Origin of the sequence: Buchnera aphidicola (Panaphis juglandis) (genome assembly GCF_964059065.1) — a bacterium.
Taxonomy (GTDB): domain Bacteria; phylum Pseudomonadota; class Gammaproteobacteria; order Enterobacterales; family Enterobacteriaceae; genus Buchnera_L; species Buchnera_L aphidicola_AM.
In genome coordinates, this window is the sequence record NZ_OZ060378.1 from 405,722 (window position 1) to 422,794 (window position 17,073).

A 17,073-nucleotide genomic window follows, 5' to 3' on the forward strand; every position below is an offset into this window, starting at 1 on the left:
TTATATTAATGATGTTGATCTGTATAAGGAATTAAAGAAAGATATCTTGCACATTTAATTGCTTTCGATAATTGCTTTTGATATTTCGCACATGTACCAGTGATTCTACTAGGAATGATTTTACTACTTTCAGTAATATAATTTTTTAACATTATAATATCTTTATAATCTACTTTTTCAATTTTTTCGGCTGTAAAACGACAAAACTTTCTCCTACGAAAATATCGAGCCATAAAAACCTCTGAATAATAAATATATTAAAATTAAAATTTTAACATTATAAAATTATTTTAAAATCTTTTTTTTATCATCTTTCATTTTTAACATTGGCGAAATACTAGTTACCTTATCTTTTATTTTCATAATTAAGTTACGAATAATTATTTTATCAAATCGAAACTTTTCTTGTAATTTTAAAATAACTGTTTTTTTTACTTCAATATTCATCAGAACATAATATGCTTTATGAAACTTTTCTACTGAATAAGCTAATTGTCTTCTACCCCAATCTTCTAATCTATGTATAAAACCTTTATTATTAGTAATAAAAACTTTATATCCATTAATAATTTTTACAACTTTCTCTGATGTTTGATCGGGATGTATCATAAATACAATTTCATAATGACGCATTATAATCAAATCCTTGAAAATAAATATTCATATAAAAATAAAAACACTATACTAAAAAATATTATTGTATAAATTAATGTTCATACTTTAATGACAATCAACAATAATAAAAAATATTGAAAATCATATTTTAATAATTTATTAAATCTAAAAATATTAAATATTTATCATAATTTCAATATAATATATTATACATATTTTTTAAATATTATAAATAGTTTTAATCATTTATTTTATATCTTTAACAATAATATAAACAGTATGAAAATATATATTTTACATTCAAATGAATTAATTACTTTAAATGTCATTTAAAATATTATAAAAACGAAATTTATATAAAATTCATTAAATATCTCTCTTAATTATTGTATCTATTCTATTCGGACCAGTTGAAATAATATCAATTAACACTTGATGATTAAAAAATTTTTCAATAAAATATACATAATTCTGAGCAGGAGACGGTAGATCAGAAAAACTAGTAATTCCTCTAATAGATTGTTTCCAACCAGGTAAAATTTTATAAACTGGTTTTAAAAAACTATAATTAATGTTTTCAAAAATATCTTCAATGATATTCATATTTTTCATATTTTTATAAGCAACACATACTTTAATCTCTGATAAATCATCCAAAACATCTAACTTCGTTAAACATAAAGACGTTATCGAATTTAAAGTAATTACTCTTGATAGTAATACTAAATCTAACCATCCAGTTCTTCTTCTTCGACCTGTAGTAGAACCAAATTCTTTACCTTTCATACATAAATATGAATCAAGATCTCCAGTAATTTCTGTAGGAAATGGACCTGATCCAACTCTTGTACAATATGCTTTTGTTACACCTATAACATGATTCACTAATTTTAAATTTGCACCAGAACCAGTAAATACCCCTCCGATCGTAGTATTAGATGAAGTAACATATGGAAATGTTCCATGATCTAAATCTAACAAAGCACCTTGAGCACCTTCAAAAATTACTTTTTTTTTTTCTTTATATAATTTTTGTAATAATCCAGGTACATCTTTAATTTTATTTTTTATAAAATCACGAAATTCTAAAATCTCTTTCAAAATTCTATCATATTGAACAGTAGAACATTTATAATAATTAATAAATTGAGAATTATAATAATTAATATTGTTTTTTAATTTTTTAAATAATATCTCATCGTTATATATATCACGAATCTGTAGTCCTCTTCGAGCAATTTTATCTTCATAAGCTGGACCTATACCTTTTTTTGTAGTTCCAATAGAAGAATTCTTTAAAAACAATTCTCTCGCAATATCCATTTTTACATGATATTCTAAGACTAAAGGGCAACTCTCAGATAAAATTAAACGATTATTTATAGAAATTTTTAATTCAGACAACATCTTAATTTCATTCATTAATCCATAAGGAGATATTACCACTCCACCACCCAAAATACAAACAATGTTATCATGTAATATACCTGATGGAATTAAATGTAAAACTACCTTTTTATTATTTACAATCAAAGTATGACCGGCATTATTTCCTCCTTGATAACGCACCACATAATGAAATTTACGAGTTAAAAAATCAACAATTTTTCCTTTACCTTCATCACCCCATTGTGTTCCTAAAATAACTATATTGCTCTTCATAACTATCCTTATAATATATAAATATTAAAAACTTAAAATTATAATCTGAATATTATTCTTTACTTATTTTATTACACATAACGTCATGAATACGTCCAATTTAATGTTTTATCTAAAAGTTGAGTACCGTAGGTAGTTAAAATTGATTCTGGATGAAACTGAAAACCACATATTTTATCTGAATTATTTCTCACTGACATTACCATATTATTCATCACAGAATTAATAACTAAGCTTTTAGGTATGCTTTCACATACTAAAGAATGGTATCTGGCTACTAATAACGGATTAGTAATATTTAAAAACATTTCTTTTTCATCATGATGTATCAAAGATGATTTTCCATGAACCACTTCACCAGAATAATCCACAGAACCACCATAGTGTTCCACAATTGCTTGATAACCCAAACAAATACCAATCACTGGTATTTTACCAACAACATGGCTCAATAAATCTAACATACAACCAGCATTTTTAGGTTTACCTGGACCAGGTGACAATAATAATACAGGTTTTTTAAAATTTGATAATTTTAATAAAATAGTATTTAATGAAATTTTGTTTCGATAAATAATAACGTTATTTCCAGATATACGCAATTGATCAACAATATTATATGTAAAAGAGTCAAAATTATCTAATAATACAATATCCTTATGAATCACAATCTATCCTTTTTTTATAATTTGATTGAATAATAGAATCCAATACCACTTGAGCTTTTTTACGACTTTCGTATACTTCTTCAATCGGAATAGAATCTAATACTACACCAGCTCCAGCTTGAACAATAGCAATATCATTCTCTACATAAGCTGATCGTATTATGATACACGTGTCTAAAACTCCTGAACCAGTAAAATAACCTATAGATCCACCATAACTACCACGGGTAATTTTTTCAGTTTGATAAATTAATTCCATAGCTCTAACTTTTGGAGCACCAGTTAAAGTACCCATATTCATACAAGAAGAATACGCATGTAAAGCATCTAAATTATTTTTCAAAATTCCAACAACTTTAGATACTAAATGCATCACATGTGAATATCGATCTACATGAGTTAATTGAGATACAAATCTTGTTCCTGGGATACAAATCCTAGATAAATCATTTCTTGCTAAATCAACCAACATCAGATGTTCTGATAATTCTTTTTGATTAGTACGCATTTCTAATTCTATCTTACTATCAAGATCTAAATCAATATTACCATTTTTATCAAAACCACGAGACCTTGTACCAGCAATAGGATAAATTTCAATGGTACGATTAATTGGATTATATTTCAAAGAACTCTCAGGAGATGCTCCAAATAATGTAAAATTAATGTCTTGCATAAAAAACATATATGGACTTGGATTATTAAATTTTAATAAATCATATGCTTTTAAGGGATACGGGCAAGACAAAAAAAATCTTCTAGATGGGACTACCTGAAATATTTCACCTTTTTTGATACACATTTGTAAATCTTTTACAATTTTTTGATACTGCATATCATTAAAATTCACCTTCATTGGAACGCCATCAATTCTCGTATTTGGTATTTTAATACAACAATTATTTAATTGTTTTTTTAAATTTAACAATCGTTTTGTAATGCGACATTTTTCAATTTCATCATCAAAAAATACGCTACCTTGTATAATACTTTTCTTTTTTAAATGATCTATAATCATCAATACTTCTGATAAATAAAAACAAAAATCTGGACAATTTTGTACATTATCTACTTTTGGTAAATGTTCAAAATTACTAACAAGATCATAAGAAAACAAACCACCAAAAAATAATTCATATAACTCTTTATAATTTAAACGAAATAAACGAATAATAAAACGAAAACAATCAAAAATAGACAAAGATAACAATTTAGAATCCTCATCTAAATTTGAATCATAGGAAGGAAAAACTAATTTCATTTTATTATTTACATAATTCACATTTACTATTTTTGGAATTATAATTTGAATTTTATCTAATATATTCTTACCATTTTTTGAAAGTGCATCAAAAACCACAGTTCTTTTATAAGCTGTAATACGAATTGCGGTATCAATAATAATCATACTTTTTAATTGATTTTTATTGCTAATTTCAGATGATTCTAGTAACAACGTTGATTTTTTTTTACCACAAATGTTATAAAAAGTTTGTAATGGATGAATATAATATGGAACATTGAATTTTATTGTGTGAACGTTATACAGGATATTTAATGTGTTCATTGTAAATTTCATTTATAATTAATTATTTATGATATTTTTGTTACAAATCATATTCAAATTCTATATAAAATATCATTCTATAATTAATAATACTTTTAAATATATAAAAAATAATGGATAGTATTTTATATTTAATACAATTTGTAATCATATTATGTATGATGAAAAAAATAAAATTAATTAATATTTATTTTTACTTATAATTTTTAATATAATATCAATACAGGATTCAATATCCATATCATATATAAAATTAAGATTATTCCAACGTTTTAACCATGTCATTTGTCTTTTCGATAACTGCCATGTTGCTGTAATAATTTTTTGAATCATTTCATTATAACTCAATTTATTTAAAAAATATAACCACATTTGACGATAACCAATACAACGCATTGAAGGTAAATTAAGGTTTAAATCACCTCTTTCAAATAAACGACGAACCTCCAATTCTAAACCATTATTTAACATAGAATAAATACGACGTTCAATATTACGCATCAAACAGAATTGATTTTTTATAATTACAATTTGTACTACAGAATATGGAAAATTAAAAAATTTTTTATTTTTTAATTGATTCATTTTTTTTCCTGTAATTAAGCATATTTCTAATGCTCGAAGAAGTCTTTGTGTGTCATTAACATGAATCTTATATGATGTTTGAACGTCTAAATACGATAGTAACTGATGTAAAAAATTATTATCATATAAGTTCTTATAACATAATAATTTATTACGTAATATAATATTTGATTTGGGTAAATATGATATACCATTTAGCAAAACATGATAATAAAACATGGTTCCGCCAACTAAACATGGAATTTTATTCATATTAAAAATTTCTTCAATTGCTTTTAATGCATCATTTCTAAAATCTAAAACCGAATAAAAATCTGATGGATCACGTATATCAATCAATTTATGAGGATGTTTTTTTAATTCGGATGCATTTGGTTTTGATGTTCCAATATCCATGCCAGTATAAATTAAAGCTGAATCTACACTAATTAATTCAATAGGTAAATAACTCCTTAATTGCATAGCTATACTTGATTTCCCAGATGCAGTCGGACCCATTAAAAATAATACGAACTTTTTATTACTCATATTAAAAATTAATACACCAATTTAAATTTTATATTCATATTATACAGTTACTGATTATGAAAGTTATAAAAATCAATTAATCCCTGTGTTGAAGATTCATAACATAAATTACAATCATTATATAACAACTTTTTTAAAATATTATTAGAAATATTTTTTCCAAGTTCAACTCCCCATTGATCAAAACTAAAAACATTAAAAATAACTCCTTGAGTAAAAACTTTATGTTCATATAATGAAATTAATATTCCTAATGAATAAGGATTCATTTTTTTAAATAATAACGTATTACTGGGTTGATTACCTTTGAAAAATTTAAATTTTTTTAAAAAATCCATATCTTTATTAATAAAATTAGATTTCGATAAAAATCTATTTTTATTATAAAAATATTCACCAAAAGCCAATGCATGTGTTTGAGCAAAAAAATTTGATAATAAAATTTTATGATGCTGTTCCAAAGGATTATGAGATATAATAGAGGTAATAAAATCACATGGAATTAATCTAGTCCCTTGGTGTATGAGTTGATAAAATGAATGTTGACCATTTGTACCAACTTCACCCCAAATGATTGGTCCAGTATTCCATGATACTAAATTACCATTACGATCGATATTTTTTCCATTAGATTCCATATTACTTTGCTGAACATATGATGGAAAATATTTTAAATATTGATCATAAGGTAGAATTGCTTCTGTTTCTGAATTAAAAAAGTTATTATACCAAACACCAATAAGTGCTAAAAATATAGGAAGATTCTTTTCAAATGGTTCATTTTTAAAATGAATATCCATATCATAAGCACCTTGTAAAAATTTACAAAAATTTTTAAAACCAATCACTAATACAACTGATAATCCCATTGCAGACCATACTGAATATCTACCTCCAACCCAATCCCATAACTTAAAAATATTATCTTTAGGTATTCCTAAATTAATAGCTTCTGATTCATTCACAGTAATTGCAAAAAAATGCTGTTGAATACTGTTTTGATCTCCACATTGTTTTAAAAAATTATTTTTTAAAGTTTTAAAATTAGTAATAGTTTCTTCAGTAGAAAACGTCTTTGAAGAAATTAAAAATATGGTAGTTTCATAATCACACGTTTTCAATACATTAAATAATTCTGTACTATCAATATTTGAAACAAAAGAAACTTTTAAATGATTATGATATGGTTTTAAAGCTTCCACAACCATTTTTGGTCCCAAATGAGAACCTCCAATTCCTACATTAACAACATGAGTAATATTCTTACCAGAATAACCTTTCCATATCCCTTGAATAACTTTATTAGAAAATTCTTTCATTTTTTTCAAAATTAAATTCACTTCTATCATAATATCTAAACCATTTACAAAAATCGGAGTATTAGATCGATTTCTTAACGCAACATGCAAAACAGGTCGATTTTCAGTAATATTAATATGTTTTCCAGAAAACATGGATTGAATTTCATTTGATAAATTCATTTCCTGAACTAAATTTAACAATAACTTTATTGTTTGATGTGTAATACGATTTTTTGAAAAATCTAATAATAAATTTTTCTTAAAAATAAAAGAAAAATTTTTAAAACGATTAGTATCATTTTCAAATAAATTTACCAAATGTAGATGTTTAATATCATGGAAATGTTGTTCTAATTTTTTCCATGATCTTGTATGGATAGGGACAATGCTTTTCATAAATTCATTTCACCTCTAAATATGTGAAAATTAAATGATTAATATAAAAAAATAAAAAACTAATATAGAATTTTAAAATTTTATTTAACATTAAATTATAAAACTGAATGTAATTTATATAATCAAAAACTTAAATTGAAAGCATTATAATACAAAACTTAAGAATAAATATAACTATTTATAAAATAGTACTCGTATCAATAATAAAAAATTTTAAAAAAATCCAATAAATAAATAATCGTGACAAATGTCTCAAATTATGTAAAATGATTCATAAATCGAAATATATATAAAATATGTAATAAAATTAAACAAAAATACAAATTAAAACCATAAAAAAATTACTGAAATACTTGCAGTTTATTTATATTATGGTATATATTATATTTATAGTTAAAAAAATTTTTATAAATTGCGGGAATAGCTCAGTTGGTAGAGCGCAACCTTGCCAAGGTTGAGGTCACGAGTTCGAACCTCGTTTCCCGCTCAAATATAAAAATATTAATTATAAAAATTTTTTATTAAATTGTTCAATACGTCCACCTTTACTGACAACTCTTTGTTTTCCAGTATAAAAAGGATGACATTGTGAACATATATCAATATTAACAGTATTTTTTTTTAAAGTGGAACATACTTCAAAAGTATTACCACATGAACAATGAAAAGAAATTTTATTATATACTGGATGAATATTATTTTTCATACTAAAATCCTCATATTATTAAAATCACCAATAATATTTTACATTAAAAATTAAATATTATAAATATCAATTAATATACCATGATAACATATAATATTTAAAAATATTAACATGTTAATATTGTATAATATGCAAATTATAAAATATGGTTAAATAAAACCTATTATATATAAGAGACTTATTTATGACAACAATCCTAAGTATACGATTAAATAACAAAGTAGTAATTGGTGGAGATGGTCAAGCAACGTTTGGAAATACAATTATTAAAAAAAACGTGAATAAAGTACGATCTTTATATAATAATAAAGTCATTTCAGGATTTGCCGGAGGAACAGCAGATGCATTTTCTTTATTTGAATTATTTGAAAAAAAACTCGAAATGTATCAAGGACAATTAAAAAAGTCAGCAATAGAACTTGCAAAAGAATGGAGAAATGACCGAATATTAAAAAAATTAGAAGCAATACTAGCAGTAGCTGATAAAAATATTTCACTCATAATAACAGGTAATGGTGATGTCATACAGCCAGAAAACGACATTATTGCTATTGGTTCAGGAGGTCCATATGCTCAAGCATCTGCTTATGCACTATTGCAAAATTCAAATCTAGAAGCACGAAGTATTGTTGAAAAATCATTAAATATTGCTGCTGATATTTGTATATACACTAATCATATTTTTACTATTAAAGAACTACACTCAGAAAAATAAAAGGATTATTTTATGTCAATCATAACTCCTAAAGAAATTGTACAAGAATTAGACAAATTCATTATAGGTCAAGACAAAGCAAAGCGAGCAGTAGCTGTGGCATTACGTAATCGATGGAGAAGAATGAAATTAAATCGAGAATTTCGAAAAGAAATTACCCCAAAAAATATTTTAATGATCGGTCCAACAGGAGTAGGGAAAACAGAAATTTCACGCAGATTAGCAAAATTAGCTAATGCTCCATTTATTAAAGTTGAAGCAACAAAATTTACCGAAGTTGGATATGTTGGAAAAGAAGTCGACTCTATTATTCGTGATTTAACCGAAATAGCTATAAAAATTATTCGAATGAAAAAAATAAAAAAAAATAAAAATACGGCAAAAAAAATCGCCGAAAAAAGAATTTTAGAAATTTTAGTTCCTACAATACAAGATACCGATAACACCTCAAAAAAACCAAATACAACAATACAAATGTTTCATAAACAACTAAAATCTGGAAAATTAGATGATAAAGAAATTGAAATTCATGTTATAAACCAGTCTATGGGAATTGAAATTATGGCTCCACCAGGAATGGAAGAACTAACAAATCAACTACAATTACTTTTTCAAAATCTAAATCAAAATAAAAAAACAAAAAAAAGATTAAAAGTAAAAGAAGCATTACAAATATTATGTGAAGAAGAAGCATCAAAATTATTAAATATTGAAGAAATTAAAAAAGAAGCAATACAATCTGTAGAACAAAATGGAATAGTATTTATTGATGAATTGGATAAAATTTGTAAAAAACAAGGAACATCTGGACTTGATGTATCAAGAGAAGGTGTTCAAAGAGATCTATTACCATTAATAGAAGGTTGTACAGTATCTACAAAATATGGAATGGTAAACACGGATCACATTTTATTCATTACATCCGGAGCATTTCAAATATCTTCTCCAAAAGATCTCATCCCTGAACTACAAGGTAGATTACCAATTAGAGTACAATTGCATTCATTAAATATTAATGACTTTGAAAAAATATTAACAGAACCAAAAATATCCCTTGTAAAACAATATATTGAATTAATGAAAACAGAAGGGGTAAAAATAAAATTTACAAATGATGGAATACATAAAATTGCAGAAGCTTCATGGAAAATAAATCAAACTATGGAAAATATTGGAGCAAGAAGATTATATACTGTACTGGAACGTTTAATGGAAGATATTTCTTTTAAAGCTAATGAGTTACAAGATAAAATTATTAACATAAATTCTGAATATGTTAGTAAACATTTGGATCAATTAATATATAATGAAGATTTAAACCGGTTTATATTATAAATTTTATGTATAAAAATGAAAAATAATATTTACTTAAAAAGGTTTTTATATGACAATATGGGTTAAAGCTACAGTAATTAAAGTAAAAAGATGGACAGAAAAACTATTTACTTTAATTTTAAATGCTCCAATTTCTAAATTTGAAGCAGGACAATTTACAAAATTCTCCGTTAAAATTAACAAAGAAAAAAATATTAAAAGAGTATATTCTTATATTAATGCACCAAAAAACCCAAACCTAGAATTTTGTATTGCGTTAATTCCAAAAGGAATCATGACGAACAAATTATATCAATTAACTCCTGGAAATACAATCTTAATTTCTAAAACATCATCAGGATTTTTTACCATTCATGAAATTCCAAGATGTGAAAATCTTTGGATGTTTGCTACTGGAACTGCTATTGGCCCATTTTGTTCAATATTACAGGATGGAAAAAAGTTAGATAATTTTAAAAGAATAATCATAGTATATGCAGTAAAATATATTAATGAATGCATATATTTAGAATTAATAAAAAATATAAAAAAAAAATACAATAAAAAAATTATCATTCAAACTATTACTAGTCAAGAAAAAAATAAGAATTCTTTAAACGGAAGAATTCCAAACTTATTAAAAAAAGAAATACTAGAAAAAAAAATAGGTTTTAAAATTAACCATAACAATTCACATGTAATGTTATGTGGAAACCCAGGTATGGTAAAAGATACTCAAGATTTTTTAATAAAACATCGAAATTTAAAAAAACACTTAAGAAGATCACCTGGTCATATTAGTAGTGAAAATTATTGGTAATAATAAAAAATTAACAATCTTTAAAAGAAAAAGATAGAATATTTTTTATATTTTTTTCTTTCAACATAATCATTATTATTCTATCTAAACCTAAAGAAACACCAGAACAATTAGGCATATATTTTTTTTTTAAAGCTTTTATCAAACGAAAATCAATACATTGTTGTGGTAATCCATTTTTTTTTCTAATTCTGTTTTCTAAATTAAATCGTTTATTTTGTTCATTAGCATTAATTAATTCACAAAATGCATTTCCTAATTCTATTCCTTGAAAAAATATCTCAAATCTTTCACAAATACGATGGTCATCATCATTAATTTTTGATAATAATGCTTGATTCGAAGGATAATTATAAACCGATATTGGACGTAATTTACCGAGATATGGTTCAATTCCAAAAACAAAAATCAAATTCAATATCTCAGTAATAGTATTATTTGAATTACAAAAATTACTACAATTAATTTTTTTTAAAATTAAATTTAACTCCTTAATATCGGTATGAAAAGGATCAACACAAAAATATTTTATAAATATATTTTGATAAGATTCTCGATCAAAAACACTAATATTAAAAACTTTATCAAATAACAATTCAATAATTTCCATCATATCAAACATATTATAAAATGGTTGATACCATTCTAACATGGTGAATTCAGAATTATGATATTGACCAATTTCTTCATCTCTAAAAACCCGACATATTTGATAAATTGCACCAATATCGGAAGATAACAAACGCTTCATATGATATTCTGGACTCGTACTTAACCAAAAATTAACGCCATCCATTTTATTTTTACCTAATACTTTAAAAGGTAAAATATTTATATCCGTTACCGTATATTTTATTAATGAAGGTGTATCAACCTCTAAAATATTTCTTTCAGAAAAGAAATCACGTATCCGTGCAATAATTTTAGAACGATAGAATAAAATCATATTTTTTTTAAAATTGCATCTCATACTATATGGACATTATAATATTTTTATATATTAATATAAATAATTCTAAAAATTTTATATGATACCTATATATAGTATAGATTATAGAGATGCGTAAATAGTATTAAAAATTACTTTATAAAATTAAAATATGCAATTTTTGGTAATTCATTTGTTGACAAAATTACTGATGTTCTAGCTCCAAAATGTGTATAATTTATAGTAACATTTTCTTTTTCAATTCTAGTTAATTTACCTAAATATGTGACAATTAATTTAAGTTTATTATTTTTTAGATTTTTAATAACATACGATATGATCGATTTTTCAGGATTAAATTTTGACATTTCTTTAGTATTGTAAAAAATTTCTAAACATGGAAGATCTGTTAAATTTTTTTTAAAACACACTTTAACTAAATTTCTTAAGAAAACATCTGGAACTAATTTTTTAAAATGAATTTCAGTATTTTTATGAGAAATATTTGACAAAGGATAATTATCAATAACAATTTCAGAAGGTAAAAAATCATTTTCATCACATATATTAATACTTTTTTTAGCTTCATCGAAAATTTTTTTACTCAAACATTTTGTACTATTTAACTGATTCATAGAATTTAATGGAAGCCAATAAATTCGATTCATTTTAAATGATTCATTCATTTCATTAATATCTGATATACAATTATTAAATTTAAAATTTTTTAACGGATACTGATTAATATCATAAAAACAACTATTACTTTCAGGGTTATTTAAAAAATCCATCATATTATTTTTTATAAATGTCATCACCTTATTCTTTTTAAAGAAATCTAAAAATGATGAATTTAATATTGGACTACAAATTTTATTTTCAATGAAATCTTTTATTGTTTCATTACAATATAAAATATTTTTTACAAATTTTCCTGTTTGAATAGAAGAATTAATTAATCTAGAACCATTAAAATTAGATTTAATATTATGAATAGAATTAAAAAAACTATATGCAAAAAAATGACCAATACTTTTTGGAATTGCAGAAAAATAATCTTCTATATAATGTTTAAAAAAAACAGAATAATTTTTATTTTTAAGATCATTAGAAGAATTAAAAAAAGGAAGATCAGATAAAATGTCACCTTCAAAATTTTTAAATGATACTTTATTTTTTAAAGTATCTTCCATTAATGTTTCTACAGAATTGTTAATATTATATGAATTTAATATTTTATTTTTTATTTTATTAATATCATTCAATTGTGATAATAAAACTTCATTATTATTTTGACGTATTTTCGTTAATTTTTCATTCTTTATTTTATCTAATATACCACTTTTATTGTATTTTTTTACACAAATTTCTACTGGGTAAAAAATACCATCTTGATTAATTTTATTTAATATCACATTTTTCATGTTAATAGGGAAAATATTTGACATATTATTTTATTCCCTTTAGTAAATTTGTCTAAGTGGATCATTATTATTAGTTTTTACTTGAAATGTAACTTTTCGTCAAGTAAAATTATTTATACAATGAATAAAAATTAATAAAAAAATAAAATATATATAATAATATAAACTATAAAATCTATACTACAACATATTAATATAAATAATAATGAAATATAAAATTAATATTATTGATTATACTAATGGAAAATATAAAGAGTTTCTTCTAAAAAACTGGAATATTCAACAAAATTATCATACTGAATTTTCTTTAATTATTCACGAACACCGAATTGAATTAAAAAATAACGCTAATAAAAATATAAAAAATATATGGATAGATTTTAACCATAAAAAAATGAAATCTTACCAAGATGATTCAAAAATAAAAATAATAAAAGCTATTGGTATAAAAAAAAAACCTTTTTTAAATGTCATAGATGCTACTGCAGGATTAGGAAAAGATTCATTCATGATGTTTTCATATGGTTGTACAATTACTATGATAGAAAATAATCCTATTTTATCAATTTTAATATATGACGGTTTAAAAAGAAGCTATAACGATCCAATCATTGGAAATATTATTAAAAAAAAAATGAAACATATAAATCATTCATCTATTAATATTCAATCACTAAATCTTCAAAAACCAGATGTCATTTATCTTGATCCAATGTTTCCTAGAAAAAAAAAAAAATCACTTCCTAAAAAACACATGAATACAATCCAAAATTTAGTAAAAAAAGATTCAGATACTCAATTATTATTCAATGCTTGTAAAAATTTTGCAAAAAATAGAATAGTCGTAAAAAGAAAAAAAAACTTCAAAATCATATCTAAAAATAAACCAAATTATATGATATATTCAAAAAAATATCGATTTGATGTATATTTAATTCATAAAAATTTAAAATCTTAATTTAAAATTATATATAATAAATCGTATTATCATTTTTTAGATACATAATATAAATTAAAAATTATTAAAAAATTTCATTATAAAATATATAAAAATTTGCATAATAAAAATAATATTTTATTTATAAATTATTCGTTAATACGAACTCTAAGTTGATATATCGATTTTATCCCAAGAAATAACATACAAACAATAAAAATAGAAATTCCTATCCAATTTCCAAGAGACCAAAAGCATCCTCCTAAAGTTCCAAGAATACTCGAACCAAGATAATAACAACATAAATATAAAGATGATGCCTGACCCTTAGCAACTTTGGATCGATATCCAATCCAACTACTTGAAATAGAATGAGCAGCAAAAAAACCACTAGAAAATACCATTAAACCTAAAATAATTAAAAACAAAAAATTCCATTGTGTAATAAAAATTCCAAAAATCATCATTAATAATGAACATATTAAAACATTTTTACGACCATATCTGATAATGAATTCACTAGCTTTTGGTGAACTATATGCTCCACTTAAATATACTACAGATAATAATCCTATTACAACTTGATTCAAAGAAAAAGGAGGAATCATTAACCTGTAACCAACATAATTAAATAACGTTACAAAACTCCCCATTAAAATGAAACCAATAAAAAATAAAACAGATAAAACTTCATCACGCCATTGAAAAACAAAACTTTCCATAATTTTACTCGGTTTTAAAGAAATACCCTTAAAATTATTCGATGAAGGTAATAATAATAAAAATAACAACGAACCAGTTAAAGACAATAAACCAATAATTAAAATTGATTTTTCCCAAGAAAAATAATTCACCAAAACGCTACTTAAAAACCGACCAGAAAAACCACCAATAGTATTACCACTAATATATAATCCTATAGCAAAAGGAAGAACTTTAGGGTGTATCTCTTCACTCAAATAAGTCATTGCTACAGCAGCTACACCACTTAATGTTATACCAGTTAATATTCTAACAGTAATAATTTCTAACCAAGTATGCATCATAGAACATAAAATAGTAAATGTAGTTGCCAATAACAAAGAAGAACTCATAACAATTTTTCGACCAAATGTATCTGATAAAGATCCAGTAAATAGCATACCTATTGCCATAGATGCTGTTGTAACTGACAAAGATAAGCTACTTTGAGCTGGACTTAAATGAAATTCACTAGAAAAAGTAGGTAAAATAGGCTGAACACAATATAAAATTGAAAATGTAGCTAAACCAGCTGAAAAAAGTGCAAAAATTACTTTTTTAAATTTCATAGTATCTTTATGAATATATTCTTTATTATCATGATTTAAAGAATTTATTACTACATTTGAACACTTTACATTATTATGATTTTTAAAATCCACCACAAATTTACTCCATTTTTTATACTAATGATATATAAATATATTATACATAATAACATTAAAAAATAATCACGAATATAAAAAACTATAATTAATATAACCATCATATACATGTTTTGCAGGACCATTCATATATACCGAATGATTAAAACCACCCCAAGAAATCTTTAATACCCCACCCATTAACTCTACTATAACATCCTTTTTTAAAACATTCTGTATAATGCCACTAACAACAGATGCACATGCTCCACTACCACAAGCTTGAGTCTCACCTACACCTCTTTCATAAACACGCAACATAATATGATTAGATGAGATAATTTTCATAAAGTTTACATTCACACCATTTTTAAATCGACTATTTTGATTTAAAAAACTACCAACGGTATCAACTGGAGCATGATCAATATCTTTAACTAAAATTACACAATGTGGATTACCAATAAATATTTCTGAAAAATAAAATATATTATTGTCAACTTTAATATCATGAATCTGAAAATTAGATATGGAAAAATTTGGAATATTATTTATATTAAATAAAGGTTTTCCCATATTAACAATAATATTATCTTTATCAATAATATTTATTAAAAGACTATTATATTTAGTCTTAACAATTATTGATTTTTTTTGAGTTAATTTTTTTAAATAAACAAAATAAGCAAAACATCTAGCTCCATTTCCACATTGAGATGCTTCAGATCCATCTGAATTAAAAATACGATAATAGAAGTCAAATTTAATATTATTAGATTTTTCTACTATCAATACCTGATCACAACCAATACCAGTATTTCTATTCGATATTTTTTGAATAATACTAGAATTTAATAAAAAATTTTGATTAATTTTATCAAAAACAATAAAATCATTACCTAAGCCGTGCATCTTTGAAAAAGATATTTTTTTTTTTTTATCACACATATTCAATAATTTTAATATTAATAAATCATGAAAATAATTATTTTTATAAATTTATTATATTTAAAATATAATAAATTTTAATGAAATAAATAATAAAAATTATGGCACTTAATATTTTAAAATTTCAAATATTATTTAATACCATGTTGTTAAAAATAGAACAGGTATTAGAAAAACAACAAGAAGAAAACGATATAGATTATGATATTAATTATAATATCATGACAATTAATTTCATTGATAATAGTAAAATTATCATTAGTAAACAAGAATCATTTCAACAAATTTGGTTAGCTACACAAACAAATGGATATCATTTTAATTATATAAATAAAAAATGGTTGTGTAGTCGAAGTAAACTACAATTTTGGAAAATTTTAGAAAATGCTTTTTTAAAGCAAGGAAAAATAAAAATAAAATTCTAAAATATAAATTATAAATTTTTAAAAATCAAATACACTTCGGCGAAAGAGGATTTGAACCTCTGACCTACTGGTCCCAAACCAGTTGCGCTACCAAGCTGCGCTATTCGCCGAATTGGAAAATTATGAAATAAAAATAAAAGTTAAATTTG

General features: G+C 23.6%; 16 protein-coding genes, 2 tRNA genes and 1 pseudogene. 6 read left to right on the plus strand and 13 right to left on the minus strand.

The window, feature by feature from the left end:
- Positions 1–5: 5 nt before the first annotated feature.
- The 7 genes and pseudogenes from rpsR to pgi form a co-directional block, all read right to left on the minus strand.
- Positions 6–233 carry a 30S ribosomal protein S18 gene (rpsR, locus tag AB4W46_RS02035; RefSeq protein ID WP_367678487.1) on the minus strand — a complete coding sequence of 76 codons (228 nt, stop codon included), beginning with the start codon at positions 231–233 and terminating at the stop codon, positions 6–8.
- 52 nt (positions 234–285) lie between these two features.
- Positions 286–633 carry a 30S ribosomal protein S6 gene (rpsF, locus tag AB4W46_RS02040; RefSeq protein WP_367678488.1) on the minus strand — a complete coding sequence of 116 codons (348 nt, stop codon included), beginning with the start codon at positions 631–633 and terminating at the stop codon, positions 286–288.
- Positions 634–981: 348 nt separating this feature from the next.
- A complete protein-coding gene (locus tag AB4W46_RS02045) occupies positions 982–2,277 on the minus strand; it encodes an adenylosuccinate synthase (protein ID WP_367678489.1) in 1,296 nt (431 codons plus the stop codon).
- Between the two features lie 95 nt (positions 2,278–2,372).
- Positions 2,373–2,942, minus strand: a pseudogene (locus AB4W46_RS02050) (aminodeoxychorismate/anthranilate synthase component II); the annotation flags it as partial.
- A complete protein-coding gene (locus AB4W46_RS02055; protein WP_367678490.1) occupies positions 2,935–4,512 on the minus strand; it encodes an anthranilate synthase component 1 in 1,578 nt (525 codons plus the stop codon). The gene AB4W46_RS02055 and the pseudogene AB4W46_RS02050, both read right to left, overlap by 8 nt.
- Before the next feature lie 180 nt (positions 4,513–4,692).
- The gene (gene miaA / locus AB4W46_RS02060) at positions 4,693–5,595 is read right to left on the minus strand and encodes a tRNA (adenosine(37)-N6)-dimethylallyltransferase MiaA (RefSeq protein ID WP_367678491.1); all 903 of its coding nucleotides are present in this window, start codon (positions 5,593–5,595) and stop codon (positions 4,693–4,695) included.
- A gap of 77 nt (positions 5,596–5,672) precedes the next feature.
- Positions 5,673–7,322 carry a glucose-6-phosphate isomerase gene (gene pgi, locus AB4W46_RS02065; RefSeq protein WP_367678492.1) on the minus strand — a complete coding sequence of 550 codons (1,650 nt, stop codon included), beginning with the start codon at positions 7,320–7,322 and terminating at the stop codon, positions 5,673–5,675.
- Between the two features lie 414 nt (positions 7,323–7,736).
- Between pgi and AB4W46_RS02070 the strand changes: the two genes are divergently transcribed.
- Positions 7,737–7,809: transfer RNA gene (locus AB4W46_RS02070), tRNA-Gly, on the plus strand.
- Positions 7,810–7,827: 18 nt separating this feature from the next.
- Here the strand turns inward: AB4W46_RS02070 and rpmE are convergent.
- Complete coding sequence (gene rpmE / locus AB4W46_RS02075; protein WP_367678493.1) at positions 7,828–8,028, minus strand: 50S ribosomal protein L31; 201 nt, start codon at positions 8,026–8,028, stop codon at positions 7,828–7,830.
- Positions 8,029–8,212: 184 nt separating this feature from the next.
- Between rpmE and hslV the strand changes: the two genes are divergently transcribed.
- Genes hslV through AB4W46_RS02090 form a run of 3 tightly spaced genes read left to right on the plus strand, consistent with a single transcriptional unit; the run spans position 8,213 to position 10,877 of the window.
- Complete coding sequence (gene hslV / locus AB4W46_RS02080; RefSeq protein WP_367678494.1) at positions 8,213–8,743, plus strand: ATP-dependent protease subunit HslV; 531 nt, start codon at positions 8,213–8,215, stop codon at positions 8,741–8,743.
- Between the two features lie 12 nt (positions 8,744–8,755).
- Positions 8,756–10,078 carry an ATP-dependent protease ATPase subunit HslU gene (gene hslU / locus AB4W46_RS02085; protein ID WP_367678495.1) on the plus strand — a complete coding sequence of 441 codons (1,323 nt, stop codon included), beginning with the start codon at positions 8,756–8,758 and terminating at the stop codon, positions 10,076–10,078.
- A 49-nt stretch (positions 10,079–10,127) separates the two neighbouring features.
- Entirely contained in the window at positions 10,128–10,877 is a 750-nt protein-coding gene (locus AB4W46_RS02090; protein ID WP_367678496.1) for an FAD-binding oxidoreductase, read from the plus strand.
- A 10-nt stretch (positions 10,878–10,887) separates the two neighbouring features.
- On the opposite strand, the gene epmA is transcribed toward AB4W46_RS02090, so the two are convergent.
- Together epmA and AB4W46_RS02100 are read right to left on the minus strand one after the other, a co-directional pair.
- Positions 10,888–11,823 carry an elongation factor P--(R)-beta-lysine ligase gene (epmA, locus tag AB4W46_RS02095; protein WP_367678497.1) on the minus strand — a complete coding sequence of 312 codons (936 nt, stop codon included), beginning with the start codon at positions 11,821–11,823 and terminating at the stop codon, positions 10,888–10,890.
- A 134-nt stretch (positions 11,824–11,957) separates the two neighbouring features.
- Entirely contained in the window at positions 11,958–13,253 is a 1,296-nt protein-coding gene (locus AB4W46_RS02100) for a hypothetical protein (protein WP_367678498.1), read from the minus strand.
- Between the two features lie 181 nt (positions 13,254–13,434).
- Between AB4W46_RS02100 and AB4W46_RS02105 the strand changes: the two genes are divergently transcribed.
- On the plus strand, positions 13,435–14,187 hold the full coding sequence (locus tag AB4W46_RS02105; protein ID WP_367678499.1) for a class I SAM-dependent methyltransferase: 753 nt from the start codon (positions 13,435–13,437) through the stop codon (positions 14,185–14,187).
- A 128-nt stretch (positions 14,188–14,315) separates the two neighbouring features.
- Here the strand turns inward: AB4W46_RS02105 and AB4W46_RS02110 are convergent, their stop codons facing one another.
- Both AB4W46_RS02110 and dapF read right to left on the minus strand, forming a co-directional pair.
- Positions 14,316–15,572 carry an MFS transporter gene (locus tag AB4W46_RS02110; RefSeq protein WP_367678500.1) on the minus strand — a complete coding sequence of 419 codons (1,257 nt, stop codon included), beginning with the start codon at positions 15,570–15,572 and terminating at the stop codon, positions 14,316–14,318.
- 66 nt (positions 15,573–15,638) lie between these two features.
- Entirely contained in the window at positions 15,639–16,499 is an 861-nt protein-coding gene (gene dapF, locus AB4W46_RS02115; RefSeq protein ID WP_367678501.1) for a diaminopimelate epimerase, read from the minus strand.
- Positions 16,500–16,600: 101 nt separating this feature from the next.
- On the opposite strand from dapF, the gene cyaY reads away from it, so the two are divergent.
- Positions 16,601–16,924, plus strand: coding sequence for an iron donor protein CyaY (gene cyaY, locus AB4W46_RS02120; RefSeq protein WP_367678502.1), 324 nt, complete (start codon positions 16,601–16,603; stop codon positions 16,922–16,924).
- Positions 16,925–16,960: 36 nt separating this feature from the next.
- On the opposite strand, the gene AB4W46_RS02125 is transcribed toward cyaY, so the two are convergent.
- Positions 16,961–17,034, minus strand: a tRNA-Pro gene (locus AB4W46_RS02125).
- Positions 17,035–17,073: the final 39 nt, after the last annotated feature.

Excerpts from the sequence above, each read along its gene's own strand:
- rpsR (WP_367678487.1), bottom strand. The coding sequence starts at position 233 with ATGGCTCGATATTTTCGTAGGAGAAAGTTTTGTCGTTTTACAGCCGAA.
- rpsF (WP_367678488.1), bottom strand. The coding sequence starts at position 633 with ATGCGTCATTATGAAATTGTATTTATGATACATCCCGATCAAACATCA.
- AB4W46_RS02045 (WP_367678489.1), bottom strand. The coding sequence starts at position 2,277 with ATGAAGAGCAATATAGTTATTTTAGGAACACAATGGGGTGATGAAGGT.
- AB4W46_RS02055 (WP_367678490.1), bottom strand. The coding sequence starts at position 4,512 with ATGAACACATTAAATATCCTGTATAACGTTCACACAATAAAATTCAAT.
- miaA (WP_367678491.1), bottom strand. The coding sequence starts at position 5,595 with ATGGGTCCGACTGCATCTGGGAAATCAAGTATAGCTATGCAATTAAGG.
- pgi (WP_367678492.1), bottom strand. The coding sequence starts at position 7,322 with ATGAAAAGCATTGTCCCTATCCATACAAGATCATGGAAAAAATTAGAA.
- rpmE (WP_367678493.1), bottom strand. The coding sequence starts at position 8,028 with ATGAAAAATAATATTCATCCAGTATATAATAAAATTTCTTTTCATTGT.
- hslV (WP_367678494.1), top strand. The coding sequence starts at position 8,213 with ATGACAACAATCCTAAGTATACGATTAAATAACAAAGTAGTAATTGGT.
- hslU (WP_367678495.1), top strand. The coding sequence starts at position 8,756 with ATGTCAATCATAACTCCTAAAGAAATTGTACAAGAATTAGACAAATTC.
- AB4W46_RS02090 (WP_367678496.1), top strand. The coding sequence starts at position 10,128 with ATGACAATATGGGTTAAAGCTACAGTAATTAAAGTAAAAAGATGGACA.
- epmA (WP_367678497.1), bottom strand. The coding sequence starts at position 11,823 with ATGATTTTATTCTATCGTTCTAAAATTATTGCACGGATACGTGATTTC.
- AB4W46_RS02100 (WP_367678498.1), bottom strand. The coding sequence starts at position 13,253 with ATGTCAAATATTTTCCCTATTAACATGAAAAATGTGATATTAAATAAA.
- AB4W46_RS02105 (WP_367678499.1), top strand. The coding sequence starts at position 13,435 with ATGAAATATAAAATTAATATTATTGATTATACTAATGGAAAATATAAA.
- dapF (WP_367678501.1), bottom strand. The coding sequence starts at position 16,499 with ATGTGTGATAAAAAAAAAAAAATATCTTTTTCAAAGATGCACGGCTTA.
- cyaY (WP_367678502.1), top strand. The coding sequence starts at position 16,601 with ATGGCACTTAATATTTTAAAATTTCAAATATTATTTAATACCATGTTG.